Here is a 14,942-nt window from a genome sequence, read left to right as displayed (position 1 = left end):
AGCTTTCGACAATCATTCTAGCGGTCTTAAGAAGGAGGAATGGAAGTATGCTCAAGCAACGGGAGCTGAGCGACTGCGCTGATTTGTTCGAACTGATGCAGCATCAAGACGTATATCCGTACGTCCGCCAAAAAACACGGTACTTTGATGAATTTCTGTTTACTACAAAGCAGGCAATCGAAGAGGAGGAACGTGGGGAACTTGTCTCACGTACCATCCTAGACGAATTTGACCAACCAATCGGTACAATCAGTTTACTTGATATCGAAGGACAGTATGGGTTTCTCGGTACATGGTTAGGTAAACCGTATCATGGGAAAGGCTACAACAATCTCGCAAAAGAAGCATTTTTTGCGGAACTATTTTTTGATCTTGAATTTGAAAGTGTCTTCATGAAAATCCGGAAGAGCAATGTCCGTTCACAAAAGGCCGCGGAAAAATTGCCGTATGCTTTTTGTGCCGATGAGTTACGACCGGCACTACTCGAACAGTTGAACACAGGGGAAACCCAGTTCACGCTGTATGAAGTGTCTAAATCCAGCTTTCAGATGTATATTCACGGACGCGAATTCGAAACAATCTACGAACAACAACTCGAAGCATGAGAGGACAATCCTCTCGTGCTTTTTTTGCTGTTCTTTTGATGCGTAAAGAAAGCTGCAAATGGTATGATGATAAGGAAAATTCATCTTTTGGAAGAGGATGTGACGTCTTCCTATATGAAACGGAGCGATTACTGATGCCGGAACAATCCTTTAAAATACTTGTCGTCGATGACGAAGCCCAAATGCGTGACCTGCTCGTCTCAAACCTACAAAAAGAAAATTACCAGACAACGACAGCCACGAACGGTCAAGAGGCCCTTGATCAAATGCAGCGTGATACATTCCATCTTGTTTTGCTCGATGTCATGATGCCGGAAATGGACGGCTTGACAGCCTGCATGCGGATTCGAGAATTCTCCAATGTCCCGATCATCATGCTGACGGCTCGTTCCGATGAGCTCGATCGTATCCACGGTCTGAAAATCGGAGCTGATGATTACATCACGAAACCATTCAGTCCACGAGAATTGTTGGCACGCATCGAAGCGACGCTTCGTCGCTCGCACCGGTTTACGGTGGACCAGTCGGCTACCTTGACGATTGGAAAACTCGAACTCGATACGGAAAGCCGAAGTGTCCATGTCAGTGGGAAACCAATCAGTTTGACACGGAAGGAATTTGATTTACTCCATTTGTTTGTCCAAAACAACGATAAGGTGTTTTCACGCGAACAACTGCTTGATCAAATTTGGGGAGCGGATTATATCGGTAACCTTCGGACGGTGGATACCCATATCAAAACATTACGCCTGAAGCTTGGGGAAGCCGGTGGTTCAATCCAGACGGTTTGGGGCATCGGATATAAATTCGAGGAAGTATGATTAAACGATATACCATCCGCCGCCGAATTTGGATCACGATTTGGTTCACCAGTGTTTTTTCGGCCGTTCTATTCGTTTTGTTGACATTTTATCTCTATGACCGGTTTTACCTGCAAACGCAGGAAGATCTTCTGCTGAACCGGGGCGAGAAGCTAATCAATATTTACGAATCGGAAGGTTTATCTGGTGCGTTTTATGATGGGATGACCTATACAAACGAATTGACGGAATCGAAAGTTTTTTTCATCGATTTTTTAAAGAAAAACCCTGCCGGTCTAAGGTTTTTAACGAATGCCGATATCGAGCAATTACGAAACGGTGAGACCGTCGTCTCGAGCCGCAGCCATCCGATTGAAGGCACGGATATCTTAATGACCGGGTTTCCGATCATCGAAAACAACCGTCTTGTCGGTACATTGATCCTTTACCTGGAGCTCGGTCAAATCAGTGAACCTTTCCGACCGCTTCGGCTGATGATTTTCTTTATGATCGGTTTGATTGTCCTCAATCTTGTCATCTTCGGTCGACAAATCATCGATACGATCATTCGTCCCTTGATTGACATGAAACGCGCGTCGACGGTTTATGCGCAAGGTGACTTTGATTACCGAATTCCGATTCAGTCCGATGATGAAATTGGCGAACTGGCAGAAACACTTAATAAAATGGCAGAATCGCTTGGTGAAGTCGATGAACAGCGGAAAGAATTTTTAGCCAATGTCAGCCATGAACTCCGAACCCCCTTGTCTTATATCCGTGGATACACGGAAATGATGCAAGATCAAGCATTGGATGAAAAAACGCGCGAACAATATTATCAAATCATCGAGCGGGAAACGGAACGCCTGCAACGACTCGTCAACGATCTACTGGATCTTGCCCAACTGGAACGGGATTCATATCCGATGACGAAACAACCGCTTGTTTTCAGTCAAGTGCTAGAGGATGTCGTTTATCGGATGGAACCAATCGCTAAAGCCAAAGGTGTCTCGATCGTGACCGATTTTGATCCAAGTCAAATTGTCCTCGGGGATAACGATCGACTGGAACAGGTCATCGGAAATATTCTCGATAACGCGTTACGGTATACCCCAGCCTCCAAGCAGATTTACATTTCGACCATCACAGAAGGTGAACACACGATCTGTTCGATTCGTGACGAAGGAGAAGGCATTCCACCGGAACATTTAGAACGCTTGACGAAACGATTTTATCGGGTCGATAAATCGCGGACCCGTAAAGACGGCGGGACCGGTCTTGGACTCGCCATCACGAAACATATCATCGACCGGCACGATGGGACGATTTCATTTGACTCCACCCTTGGTAAGGGGACGGCGGTCGTGATTACGTTACCGTTGTTGCCGGACGAAGAGGACGGTTTTGCTTGAGTGACTGTTGACCAAACCGATTGAACGATATCGGTTTGGTCTTTTCATTTTATTGAAAGGACGTTTTACTATCGAATCCACTTTCTTACACTGGTTCCAACAAGCAGATGCTTTTGCTGTACCCATCAGTCTGTTGATCAGTATACTCATTAGTTTGTTTGGTGTTCTACCAAGTGCTTTCATCACGGCAGCCAATCTCATCTACTTCGGCTTTTGGTACGGTTTATTGTGGTCGTTCTTAGGTGAGGCACTGGGTGCCTGGATTGCATTTTATGTCTATCGCCGTGGATTTTATCGTATCCAACCGAGGATTGAATCTCCACGCATGTTGAAATGGACGAACCGGCTCACTCATCAGACGGGATGGCGGGCGTTTTGGCAAATCCTTTTCCTCCGTCTTCTTCCATTTGTCCCATCCGGTCTCGTCACGTTCTTAAGTGCGACCAGTGGTGTTTCGTCTGTCGTCTTCTTACTGGCGAGTACGATCGGTAAAGGACCCGCCCTCGTACTCGAAGCATTTACCGTGAACCAGTTGATTACGCATGACTCAATCATCCCCTGGGTAATCGTAGGGGTTTTCCTGATGTTTTATCTCGTTTTTCTTCTTGTCAAAAAAAGACGACCAATTGATATGAATTGATGCAACCGTTTTCTTCGTATAGTGTAAAGAGGTACACAAAGGAGGAACTACAATGGAACTACGTTCATTTGGCCAAACGGATATAAAGGTTTCACCACTTGGTTTCGGTGCCGGTCATATCGGTTCGGAAGCCTTATCAGATCAAGAAGCAAGTTACGTCTTACATCAAGCCCTAGACTTGGGAATCCGTTTGTTTGATACAGCTCGCGGCTATGGATTGTCCGAAAAACGAATCGGTCACTTCTTAAAACAACATCGTCACGACGTCGTCTTGTCGACGAAAGTTGGTTATGATGTCCCAGGCGCGGACGATTGGACATTCCAAGCAGTAGCCGGAGGTATCGATCAGGCACTTTTAACAATGCAGACGGACTACATCGACATCGTTCATCTACACTCTTGTAGCAAGGAGATACTGGCTCAAGATGATGTCATCGAGGCGCTTGAACGGGCAAAACAAGCGGGCAAAGTCCGGCTGATTGCTTATTCTGGTGACCGGGATGATTTGGATTACGCCATCACGACGGGACGCTTCGACAGTTTCCAAACGTCGGTCAACCTTTATGACCAACGGGTATTAGCCGATGCCGTCCCAGAAATCCACCGACAACAAAAAGGAATCATCGCCAAACGTCCGCTTGCTAACGCACCTTGGCGGTTTGACGTACGTCCGGCCGGACAATATGTCGAACCCTACTGGGAACGGGCAGAGCAGCTTGATTTCCCACTAGAAGAAGCATCTTGGCTTGAAACAGCCCTTCGGTTTACGATTTTCGAGTCCGGCATCACAAGTGCCATCATCGGGACCGCTAATCCGGAGCACTTGACGCACAACGTTCGCTTACTTGAAAAAGGTCCTTTACCGGCAAAACGTATCACGGATCTGAAACGACGTTTTCAAGAACAAGATCAAAACTGGCTTCAGCAAACATGAAAAATGCCCCATTCCTCGTCAGTAAAAGGAATGGGGCATCTTCGTTAAAATTTCTTCTTTTTCTTTTTTTCCAAGACGACGATCGCTTCGACATGCGCCGTCTGCGGGAACATATCATACGGTTGGATATAGCTGACTTTATAATCAGCTTTCATCAAGTGGTCACAATCGCGTGCCAATGATTGAGGATTACACGAGACGTAAATGATTTTTTTCGCTTTGGAAGAAATCATCGCATTTAATAACTGTGTATCACATCCGGCACGTGGTGGGTCGACGATGAAGACATCCGGAACCCATCCTTCTTTGACCCAGCGTGGAATCCACGTTTCCGCTTTACCGACCACGTATTGCGCATGATTAAATCCATACTGCTTCATGTGTGCCGTCGCATCTTCGACTGCCTCTTCGACGATTTCCATCCCGCGGACTTCTTTTGCACCTTTAGCAATCCAAAGTCCGATTGATCCAACACCCGCATAGGCATCAACGACACGCTCTTCACCGGTCAAAGCAGCTGCTTTGACGATTTCTCCATACATCCGCTCTGCCTGCTCCGGATTCAACTGGAAAAAGGCGCGTGGTGAAAGTTGGTATGTGAATTCACCCATCTGTTCCTCGATCCGTTCTACGCCGCGTAAGACTTCCGTTTGTTCTCCGAACACACGGGACGTCAATTTATCATTGATGTTGAGAGCGACCGAAATGACACCTGGAATGTCATAGATGTCACGTGATAACCCTTCTAGATCCTTGAAGCCATCTTTGAAGGCGACTAGGACGACTTGAATCTCACCCGTCTTGATCCCCGTCCGGACGACGATATTGCGGATGACGCCATCTTGTTTCGCTGAACTGTAGACCGGAACGTTGTAGTCATTCAACAATTTGGTTACAGCGTTGTTGACACGTAATGTTTCTTTGTTTTGGACGACACATTCCTCGATCGCAACCAAACGGTTCGAGTTGGCAGAATAAAGGCCACTGACGATTTGTGTCCCTTCTTTTCCGACCGCAAACTGGGATTTGTTCCGATATTCCCATTCCGTCGTGCCGATCGTCGGACGAATATCCGCTTTTTCAACATTGAGTTTCGTTGACTTCGTAAAGGCGTTCCGGACCATTTCTTCCTTATACCGAAGTTGTCCTTCGTAACTCATGTGCTGAAGCTGACATCCGCCACACTCGCTGTAAATCGGACATAATGGTGTCACGCGATCCGGCGAACGAACATCTCGTTTCAAGATTTTGGCGTTCGCGAAGTTGTTATGGATTTCTGTAATCTCGATTTGAGCCGTTTCACCAACAAGTAAACCCGGTATGAATACGATTTGTCGTTCGAGTGTCGCGATGCCTTCCCCGTTGATCCCCATCCGTAAGCAGGTCACAGAACGTATTTCGCCCTCTTGTAATTTAATTTTAGTTGTCATCTGATCCATCCTTTCCATGATCCAAATCAAAAAGCGGTCGTTATGAACCGCTCTCAGATTCCTCATGTTCCTTCATGTCTTTTGCATAACGAAGCACCTTGGCTTTCAACTGATCCAAGGAGACGGCTAACCGTTCCAAATCCTCAATATCTGATGTTTCATCCAATGAATCAATCGTATGGCATAAAAGCTGCATTCTTGATTTTAGCACATTCATCTGCCCAAGTTTATCAGTTCTTGCTTTTCCCATTATTCTGACTTCCTTTCTTCTTCTTTATTCTATCGTCCATTTAGCATACGATACGTAGTGGAGCACTAAAAGGAGGAATTTAATGATGTCACTTACATCCCCCATCACGATTGAAAACGATCCGTGGGAAGCATATCGTGATTTAGAACAGTACGGACAATCCCGGCTGACGAACATCGAAGTCACGACGACGACCCTTTGCAACATGCGTTGTGAACACTGCGCCGTCGGCTATATGTTATCGAGCAGCGAAACACCAAGCATTTCAGTCGACTTGTTAATCCAACGGCTAGACGAGATTGAACACCTGCGTGCCTTCTCGATTACTGGCGGTGAACCGATGTTATCGATGAAGTCGGTTCGGGAATATGTCGTCCCTTTACTTAAGTATGCCCACGAACGTGGAGCTAAAACCCAAATCAACTCAAATTTAACACTTCCCCTTTCCCGGTATGAGTTGATCATCCCCTATCTTGACGTTTTACATATCTCCCATAACTGGGGCACAGCAGACGACTTCATCGATGGTGGGTTTGCGATGATGGAACGAAAACCATCACGGGAAGCACGTACCAAATTGTTTGAACAGATGAAAGAAAATGCCCGTCTCTTGAATGCGCGTGGTGTCCTCGTCTCAGCGGAAACGATGATCAATAAACGAACGTTACCGCATTTAGAAGCCATCCATCGAGAAATCGTCGATATGGGCTGTGTCCGGCATGAGGTCCACCCGATGTACCCTGCAGATTTTGCGTCGATGATTGAAGCGGCCAGCCTCGATGAGATTCGTGACGGCATTCACCGTTTGCTTGATGCCCGTGATCAAGATGTCTGGATGCTGTTTGGTACCCTGCCGTTTTATGCCTGCTCGATGAAAGAGGAAGATTTAACACTCCATCGTCGTCTTCAAAGGGAAACAAACGTCTCCGTCCGAAACGATCCTGATGGACGCTCACGCCTGAACGTCAACATCTTTGACGGAGAAATCATCGTCACGGATTTTGGTGATGAACTCGCATCGCTTGGAACGATTCATGAGACGTCGTTTAACGAGGCTTACGCAGAATGGCAACAAACAGAACTTAATCAAAGTTTGTCCTGCCACTGCCCTGCCGTTCAGTGCCTTGGTCCAAATGCCCTTGTCAAAAATGCCTACTATCCGGAAGTGGATTTCCTCAAACAGACAAGTCGCCTTTAATGTCACTTAAGGTTTAAGCGTCTTTTAAAACGGGAAAAGTCTGTCACAAAGTTGACACACTTTCCTTGTTTGAAGGAGGCTTTCAAATGGAATGGCTCGTTGGGATTGTCACGATTATCGGGATGTTCAGTATGGTGCTTGGGATTATGATGTTTGGAATTCGTGTGTCTCATAGTATCGAACACGATGAAGTGTTCGATCAGACGGATTGGGATGAACATTTATTGCATATGCCTCGTCCAACACGCTTTGAACAAAAAGAACCATAAGACTGGACATGCCCCGGTATACAAACGTATATCCGGGGCATGTTATGCTTAATGAAAAAAGAAAGGCAGTTGTTTGTTTTGTCGCGTCGTTTTGCTTTGATTCTTTCGATCGTCTTTATTTCAGGATTCACCCAAGGACTGCTCATTCCTTTATTATCTATTTTGTTGGAACGCCAAGGAACTCCTGCTTACATAAACGGACTAAGCGCTGCCGTTCTTTACATCGGTATCATCGTCGCCGCCCCACTGATGGAAAAACCGTTACGGCGCCACGGCTACGTACCTGTCATCTCGTTTGGACTCGCTCTAGTTGCGATTGCCGTTTTTGCCTTTCCGCTCATGCCAAGTGTTCTGGCCTGGATGGTCTTACGATTCATCGTTGGTTTTGGTGATCAGACGCTCCACTACGGATCACAAGTCTGGGTCACATCGATCACACCGAATCACAAACTCGGTCGGACGATGTCCCTTTACGGCATGGCATTTGGTCTTGGTTTTGCCCTTGGTCCCCTTGCTGCTCCACTCGTTGATTGGATCAGTTGGCTCCCATTCGTCTTGACCGGTATATTGACTGTCCTTGTCTTGATTGCCTTGCGACAACTGCCAAACGAAAAGCCGTCTGACATCATGCCGGAAGAACTTCAGTCTGCCGCTTCTCGCTATCGCCTCGTCTTGTCGACGGCTTGGTTTACATTATTACCAGGGTTCACTTATGGTTTTTTAGAAGCTACATTAAACGCAAGCTTCCCCGTCTTCGCCACTCGAAATGGTTATGAACTCGCTCAAACGAGTACGCTGATCACAACGTTTGTCGTCAGTTCCCTCTTGATGCAGCTACCACTCGGCCGCCTTGCAGATCATTTCGGAAAACGGAGGACGTTGATTTCCGTACTCAGTATCGGAGCCGTCGCTTTTTTGACGGCCTGCTTTTTCTTCCAAAGCTATGGCGCCTTGTTTACGATTTTCGCGATCAGCGGGATGGCGCTCGGCTCCACCTATTCGCTTGGTGTCGCTTATATGACAGAACAGCTTCCGAATCATTTACTACCGACCGGAAACTTGCTTGCCGGTATTTCCTTTAGCCTGGGATCGATACTCGGCCCCATTTCCGGTAGTCTGTTTGTCGTGTTACCCCCAAGCTTCTATTTCAGCTTGTTTGTCCTGGTCCTTGCGACACTCGCTTATCTTCTTTTTCGATCTAAGCCGAAGTCACATTGACGCCACCCTATATACAAAGACGGTCGTTCCACGAAAAGGGAACGACCGTCTTTGTTAGGCGACTACACGTCATGTTTTGAAATCTTTCCTCTATTTAACGATCCCTTCCTGCCGAAAACTATGCCAGAGCTTATCATCGATCGCATACGGTTGTTCTTTTGCCCGCTTCAACTCTTCCGTTTCTAGCAATACGACGACCTCTCGACCGTTGATTGACCAAACTGAATCATACCCTCTTTCCGCCTCCACGATTTCCACATCGACCTCTCCATGTGTCTCTTTTAATTGTTGACTGACACAGGTTACGACAAACCGGGCAAACTCATCCCGCGGACGACGATTCGCAATGATCTTTCGAACGATCTCATTCCGTTCCATTCCTCTCATCTCCTCTCATTTTTTAGTTGCACTAGCCTTTAAGACAAGGCCGAATCGGTGGTTTATGACCGTACAGAAAAAGCCGAACAAGTCGGCTTAAGCAACGAACGATTACCCATAAAAGGTTTAATTGAGACTATTTTTGCACGATTCAGAATCTTCGTCAACTCCGCTTTTGAAACCAAATGGGCAGATAGGTCGAAACAAGAATTCCTGTGACGACAAACACGAGTCCGATGAAGGCTTGCGGTGGAATCGCTTCTCCGAGAATAAGTGCTGACAATGTCACACCAAAAATCGGCACAAAAAACATGAATAGCGAAACACGGCTGACCGGGTTGTATTTCATCAATAAATTCCATAATGTAAAGCCCGTCGCGGACAAAAAAGCAAGGTATAAGAGCATCCATCCAGTCGTACTCGTGAAGGCGAATGGGAACCACTCTCCGTTTAGAACTGCTCCGACGATGAACAGGCCGATCGATCCAATGACCATTGCCCATCCTGTCATCGGTGCGACGGGATAGCTTGCTGAATATTCTTTCGCGACTAAGTTACCGAAGGCTCCAGAAATCATTGCCAGGATCAGTAACACCTCACCGACACCAAATGATACTCCCGCTGAGCCTTGCGGCCAGTTCGCTAAGATTACACCCGTGAACCCTAAAGAAAGTGCCAGTCCTTTGAATCGGTTCAATCGATCGTCTTCATAACGGAAATGCGCCAGTAACATCTGAAAGAATGAAGTTGATCCCGCGATGATCGATCCTTGGACACCTGTCGATAAGGACAGACCGATATAAAAGAAGACATACTGGAGAAACGTCAAAAAGAATCCTAAACGGCTATAAGCAAGAGTCCGATTTTTAAGTGTAATCGGTTGTTTGAATACCAAAACACTAAGGATCAACAATAAAACACCCGCAAGGAAAAAACGGTAACTGGCAAATAAAAGTTGTTCTCCGTATTCGTTTGATGTAATCGCAAGTAACGTATAACTTTTTTTGATGAACGGGAAGGCACTTCCCCATAGGAAGGTGGTCACTAAAGCAAGAGCCACCATTCCAAAACGATTGGTCAATATTTTTTTCATGTTTGCTGATTCCTTTCCTGTTCCTTTTGGCTTAAGCATGATATAGTAAACATACAGATAATAATCATTATAATCTAGCGACAATGAAACTCATTATCATTGATGAAAAAACGTTGGTAATCAACATTCTCAATGTTTTACTATAATGATTTCATTTCTCATTTAGAACTTGAAAGGAGTTTTGATATGACCACCTCTACTACCACCGATATCCACCAACGTTCAGCGGTCCGTCATGCTTGGGAAGAGCATCACGAATTGATTCTAGCACTCTTTAGTGGAATATTGATTTTAATTGCTTATGCATTCGAAAAAGTGAACGTCCCGACTACCGCCTATGTCACACTTTACCTATCCGCCTATCTGATTGGTGGTTACGCGAAAGCCAAAGAAGGATTGACGGAAACGTATCACGATAAAACATTAAATGTCGAGTTGTTGATGATTTTAGCTGCGATTGGTGCAGCTGCAATCGGCTACTGGATGGAAGGTGCGATTTTGATTTTCATCTTCGCGCTGTCCGGTGCGCTCGAAACGTACACTATGAATAAAAATGAGCGTGCGCTTCAAAGTTTGATGTCCCTCCAGCCAGAAGAAGCAACACGGCTGAATGCTGAAGGAAAAATGGAAGTGGTAAGCCTCGAACGATTATCCGTCGGAGATATCGTGTATGTAAGACCAGGCGAACGGATTCCGGTCGATGGGACAATCATCCGCGGTCAAGCGGCCATTGAAGAAGCATCGATTACCGGTGAATCGATTCCGGTTGAAAAACAAGTCGGTGATACCGTCTACAATTCAACGGTCAACATGAACGGTGTCTTGACGATCGAGATGACAAAAGCCGCCGATGAATCCTTGTTCCAGAAAATCATCCATATGGTGCAAAACGCACAAAGCGAACAGTCACCTTCCGCACAATTCATCGAACGCTTTGAAAGCCGGTATGTCAAAATCGTGTTACTCGTCGTTGCTTTGATGATGATCGTCCCTCATTACCTTGTCGGTTGGTCGTTTGAAACAAGTATCTACCGGGCAATGATTTTACTCGTCGTCGCTTCGCCTTGTGCTCTTGTCGCTTCAATCACACCGGCTGCTTTATCTGCCATTGCCGCTTCCGCCCGCAACGGTGTGTTGTTTAAAGGTGGTGCGCATATCGAAACGCTTGGCCAAGTCGATACGATCGTCTTCGATAAAACCGGTACCCTGACGACCGGGAAGCCGGTTGTCACAGAAAGTCATTATGCTGACGGGATTGATTCGTTTGCTGTAAAACAAGCAGTTGCTTCAATCGAAGCGCAGTCGAACCATCCGTTAGCGCAAGCAATCGTGACCCATTTAAAAACGGATCTTATCGAACCTTCTGCATTCAAGGATGTCACGGGATTCGGGATCGAGGCCACTGTATCCGGCACCACATATCGGATTGGTAAATACGGATTCCATGAAGGATTGGCCGATCCTTTCGCATCGATGGAACAATCCTTAAAAGAACAAGGAAACACGATGGTCTATGTCAGCAATGGTCAATCCATCATCGCCCTCTATGCATTACGGGATACCATTCGCCCTGAAGCTAAGGCAGCGATCACATCACTAAACTCGCTTGGTATCACGACAATCATGCTGACGGGCGATAATCCAGTGACTGCTGCTGCGATCGCCAAGGAAGCCGGTCTGTCGGATTATGTCGCAGAATGTCTGCCGGAAGATAAAGTGCGCTACATCAAACAGTATCAGACAGAAGGAAAAACGGTTGCGATGGTCGGTGACGGAATCAATGATGCTCCTGCCCTTGCCCTCGCCCACGTAGGGATTGCGATGGGTGAAGGAACGGACGCTGCGCTCGAAACAGCAGACGTCGTTCTGATGAAAAACGATTTAGGTCGTCTCGCCTATGCCGTCAACAAAGCACGCAAGATGAACCGTGTCGTCAAACAGAACATCACGCTCGCAATCAGTGTCATCGTACTATTGATCATCTCTAATTTTTCACAGTTTCTGATCATGCCGTTTGCGGTAGTCGGTCATGAAGGATCAACAATTCTTGTTATTTTGAACGGGCTACGTCTGTTGCAAAAAGATACGCCGGTTCACCATGTCCCCACTCCATTTTCAAAACAAGCTGCAGCTTAATGATCACAAAAAGCATCTGTGTCGGTAATCCGACGACAGATGCTTTTTTCATACATTGTTTCGTTATCCAAATGTATTGATCGGAATCGAATCCAGATCGGCTTGTTCTTTCAAACGTTTGTCCTCCATTTTTTGAGGATCCGCTTTTTTCATGAATCGTTCCCATGATGCGTTTAATTCAGATCCAAGTAAGATGATCAATCCGGTAAAGTACAACCACAACAAGACGATGACGACACTCCCAAGTGAACCATACGTTTGATTGTAATTCGAGAAATTCGAAACATAAAAACCAAATCCAACTGATAACAACTGCCAGACGATGACACCAAACACTGCTCCTGGGATCGCCTCTTTAAATGTGATCGGGCGTTTCGGTGCCACCCGGTAAAAAATTGACAGGATCACAATCAATAAGACCGTAGAGATGGCATATCGCAGTACAGTCAAAAGAATCTTCTGCCCCATATCGATTGGTATCACGAAGTTCGCTAAATACGTAATAATCGGTCCTCCAAGTACGTTCAACACAATCAATAACAGCATCCCGATCCCAAGAATCATCGTTAATATTAAAGCAATTCCGCGTGACGCGACAAACCCGCGTGGCGAAAAATCTCCATAGGCATGATTGGTAGTCGTAATCAGACGATCCACCCCTTTAGAGGCAGACCAGATGGCTAAAATCGCCCCGACAGACAGAAGTCCTCCTTGTGGTTCTTTAATTGCTTCGAAAATAACATCAGTAAACGTATTGACCGATCCACCCGGTGCTAAATCACGAATTTGAGACTCGAGTGTCTGTTGATCGATATCAAAGAAAGATAATACTGAGATAACAAAAATAATGCCGGGAAAAATAGACAGAAACCAATAGTACGCTAACGTCCCTGCGTAGTCTGTGATGTTATGGTCTCCCATTCGTTGCTTTAAATTGCGTGCTAACCCTTTTGGATCACGTGTATGAGCCATCTTCATCTCTCCTTCATAAAAAAGAGGCAGTCTAGGACCACCTCATTGTCTTAATATACTTTTTCCCTGTTTGTTTCAACTAAAACCTCAATTATCTTCTAACTCAATTTCATAAAAACGTTCTGTCATCTTCGTCAGTTCCTGAACAAGTGTCGCCGGTCGGACTGGTAAGTCTGCTAATTCCTCGCGTTTGATCCATAACGGTGTATACCCGGAAGACTGGTCCTCAAATTCTTCACCCGTTCCCGTTCCAAATACACCACCAATCATCCTTGCCCAGTAATATGGATTATCTAATCCATTAAAACGGACGATGGCCGCGATTCCTTCCAGCTGTACGTCGACCCCTAGCTCTTCATGGGCTTCACGAATCGCTGTTTCTTCGAGTGTCGCGCCTGCTTCGCGTCCACCGCCAGGAAACACATAGTAGGTCTGGCCTGGTTTATCACGACGTATCAAGGCGACTTCGTCTGCTTCATTCATTAAGATGATGGCACTTCGTTGAATCGGCATGGCGTTCCCTCCCCCTCACATTACGATCTGAGGACTCACCGGATCGTATCAAGCATTTCTGGAATCAATCCATTTTCCGTGGATGCAATGACTTGTGCAGCAACCTTCATTCCAAGCTTCAACGCATCCTCTGCTTGTTTGGAGTCCGTTAGCTCAGAAAGTACAGCGGAAAAGAATGAATCTCCTGCACCTGTTGAATCAACTACTTTTACTTTTTTCGTTCCAACATGACCAGATGTCGCATTCCGGCGATCGACATAGACAGCACCCAGCTCACTCATCGTGACGATCGTGAGCGGCGCTCCTTTTTTCGCTAGTTCATTCGCAACATGAATCGCATCCTCTACGGTCACAATCGACAAATCGGACAAGATTTCCGCTTCTTCCCGACTGCAAATAAATCCGGTAAACCCTTGTAACAGATGGCGGTTTCGTTCAATGATGCTGAGATGACCACAGACACCATACAACGGCAATTCCATTTTGCGGCAGACATGAATCAAGCGTTCGAGTACCGTAACAGATACATCCAAATCAATCGCGACTGCATCTACTCCATCGAGTGCATAGACGGATTGACGAAGAATCGCTTCTTCCAACAATTTCGCATCAGGTTGTTTCGAAATCGAGGTCTGAAGATCTCCTTCGTTATCCATGACGGCGAGCCACATGCCCATACCATGGTCTTCGAGCATCTCGACATGATCGACGTTCGCGCCATATGACTTCAACTCTTCGAGCACACCTACACCAATCTGGTCGTTCGTAACCGTCGAGATAAAGCGAACATCATTTCCGAGAACAGCGAGATTTTGTGCTACATTCCGTCCTGTTCCACCGTTCGAGAAACTGATATCCCCGACGTTTTTAGCATCCTTATGCAAAGGAGCAAACGAAGTTCCTTTTATATCGACGAATACTTTTCCGATTACCGCAATTTTATTCATTCCTGTTCCACCTCTAAAAAAATTTCATGAACCCTGATGACTTGATGAACGTTTCAGGCACATTGCTTCTATTATAGTAAAATTTCAAAATGGTTACAACCAATCGAATCAGTCACATCCTGCTTTTAAAAAAACCTTTTTCCTGAC

At 46.0% G+C, this 14,942-nt stretch carries 16 protein-coding genes; 9 read left to right on the top strand and 7 right to left on the bottom strand.

Annotated elements, in window-relative coordinates; genetic code table 11:
• The first annotated feature begins 47 nt into the window (after positions 1-47).
• The 5 genes from P404_RS0112380 to P404_RS0112360 all read left to right on the top strand — a co-directional run bounded on the left by P404_RS0112380 (position 48) and on the right by P404_RS0112360 (position 4,391).
• Positions 48-605: a GNAT family N-acetyltransferase gene (locus P404_RS0112380; protein WP_014969642.1), complete on the top strand. Its 558-nt coding sequence runs from the start codon at positions 48-50 to the stop codon at positions 603-605.
• A gap of 134 nt (positions 606-739) precedes the next feature.
• Complete coding sequence (locus P404_RS0112375) at positions 740-1,426, top strand: response regulator transcription factor (protein ID WP_014969641.1); 687 nt, start codon at positions 740-742, stop codon at positions 1,424-1,426.
• Positions 1,423-2,817 (top strand): sensor histidine kinase, encoded by a 1,395-nt coding sequence (locus P404_RS0112370; RefSeq protein ID WP_051004044.1) that lies wholly within the window; start codon positions 1,423-1,425, stop codon positions 2,815-2,817. The genes P404_RS0112375 and P404_RS0112370 overlap by 4 nt, the downstream gene beginning before the upstream one ends.
• A gap of 7 nt (positions 2,818-2,824) precedes the next feature.
• Positions 2,825-3,457 (top strand): TVP38/TMEM64 family protein, encoded by a 633-nt coding sequence (locus P404_RS0112365; protein WP_236624400.1) that lies wholly within the window; start codon positions 2,825-2,827, stop codon positions 3,455-3,457.
• A 52-nt stretch (positions 3,458-3,509) separates the two neighbouring features.
• Positions 3,510-4,391 carry an aldo/keto reductase gene (locus P404_RS0112360; protein WP_026830938.1) on the top strand — a complete coding sequence of 294 codons (882 nt, stop codon included), beginning with the start codon at positions 3,510-3,512 and terminating at the stop codon, positions 4,389-4,391.
• A gap of 44 nt (positions 4,392-4,435) precedes the next feature.
• Here P404_RS0112360 and rlmD read toward each other — a convergent pair whose 3' ends face one another.
• Both rlmD and P404_RS0112350 read right to left on the bottom strand, forming a co-directional pair.
• Positions 4,436-5,821, bottom strand: a complete 1,386-nt coding sequence (gene rlmD / locus P404_RS0112355; RefSeq protein WP_026830937.1) for a 23S rRNA (uracil(1939)-C(5))-methyltransferase RlmD — start codon at positions 5,819-5,821, stop codon at positions 4,436-4,438.
• Between the two features lie 40 nt (positions 5,822-5,861).
• On the bottom strand, positions 5,862-6,071 hold the full coding sequence (locus tag P404_RS0112350) for an SE1561 family protein (protein WP_014969637.1): 210 nt from the start codon (positions 6,069-6,071) through the stop codon (positions 5,862-5,864).
• A gap of 85 nt (positions 6,072-6,156) precedes the next feature.
• On the opposite strand from P404_RS0112350, the gene yfkAB reads away from it, so the two are divergent.
• The 3 genes from yfkAB to P404_RS0112335 all read left to right on the top strand — a co-directional run bounded on the left by yfkAB (position 6,157) and on the right by P404_RS0112335 (position 8,756).
• Entirely contained in the window at positions 6,157-7,269 is a 1,113-nt protein-coding gene (gene yfkAB / locus P404_RS0112345; protein ID WP_026830936.1) for a radical SAM/CxCxxxxC motif protein YfkAB, read from the top strand.
• Positions 7,270-7,355: 86 nt separating this feature from the next.
• Positions 7,356-7,538 (top strand): hypothetical protein, encoded by a 183-nt coding sequence (locus tag P404_RS0112340; protein ID WP_014969635.1) that lies wholly within the window; start codon positions 7,356-7,358, stop codon positions 7,536-7,538.
• A gap of 51 nt (positions 7,539-7,589) precedes the next feature.
• Positions 7,590-8,756: an MFS transporter gene (locus tag P404_RS0112335; RefSeq protein ID WP_014969634.1), complete on the top strand. Its 1,167-nt coding sequence runs from the start codon at positions 7,590-7,592 to the stop codon at positions 8,754-8,756.
• Between the two features lie 90 nt (positions 8,757-8,846).
• Here the strand turns inward: P404_RS0112335 and P404_RS0112330 are convergent, their stop codons facing one another.
• Together P404_RS0112330 and P404_RS0112325 are read right to left on the bottom strand one after the other, a co-directional pair.
• Positions 8,847-9,134: a hypothetical protein gene (locus tag P404_RS0112330; protein ID WP_014969633.1), complete on the bottom strand. Its 288-nt coding sequence runs from the start codon at positions 9,132-9,134 to the stop codon at positions 8,847-8,849.
• A 163-nt stretch (positions 9,135-9,297) separates the two neighbouring features.
• Positions 9,298-10,227 (bottom strand): DMT family transporter, encoded by a 930-nt coding sequence (locus tag P404_RS0112325; RefSeq protein WP_014969632.1) that lies wholly within the window; start codon positions 10,225-10,227, stop codon positions 9,298-9,300.
• Positions 10,228-10,413: 186 nt separating this feature from the next.
• On the opposite strand from P404_RS0112325, the gene P404_RS0112320 reads away from it, so the two are divergent.
• Positions 10,414-12,363 carry a heavy metal translocating P-type ATPase gene (locus P404_RS0112320; protein ID WP_026830935.1) on the top strand — a complete coding sequence of 650 codons (1,950 nt, stop codon included), beginning with the start codon at positions 10,414-10,416 and terminating at the stop codon, positions 12,361-12,363.
• 63 nt (positions 12,364-12,426) lie between these two features.
• Here P404_RS0112320 and P404_RS0112315 read toward each other — a convergent pair whose 3' ends face one another.
• The 3 genes from P404_RS0112315 to P404_RS0112305 all read right to left on the bottom strand — a co-directional run bounded on the left by P404_RS0112315 (position 12,427) and on the right by P404_RS0112305 (position 14,795).
• Entirely contained in the window at positions 12,427-13,335 is a 909-nt protein-coding gene (locus P404_RS0112315; protein ID WP_014969630.1) for a YihY/virulence factor BrkB family protein, read from the bottom strand.
• Positions 13,336-13,422: 87 nt separating this feature from the next.
• Positions 13,423-13,848 carry an NUDIX hydrolase gene (locus tag P404_RS0112310; protein ID WP_026830934.1) on the bottom strand — a complete coding sequence of 142 codons (426 nt, stop codon included), beginning with the start codon at positions 13,846-13,848 and terminating at the stop codon, positions 13,423-13,425.
• A gap of 35 nt (positions 13,849-13,883) precedes the next feature.
• Positions 13,884-14,795 (bottom strand): guanosine-inosine kinase, encoded by a 912-nt coding sequence (locus P404_RS0112305; protein ID WP_014969629.1) that lies wholly within the window; start codon positions 14,793-14,795, stop codon positions 13,884-13,886.
• Positions 14,796-14,942 lie beyond the last annotated feature (147 nt).

This window comes from Exiguobacterium antarcticum DSM 14480 (assembly GCF_000685865.1).
Classification (GTDB): domain Bacteria; phylum Bacillota; class Bacilli; order Exiguobacteriales; family Exiguobacteriaceae; genus Exiguobacterium_A; species Exiguobacterium_A antarcticum.
Note: the sequence above shows the minus strand (reverse complement) of the source record. Positions and strands in the feature narration are given on the sequence as shown.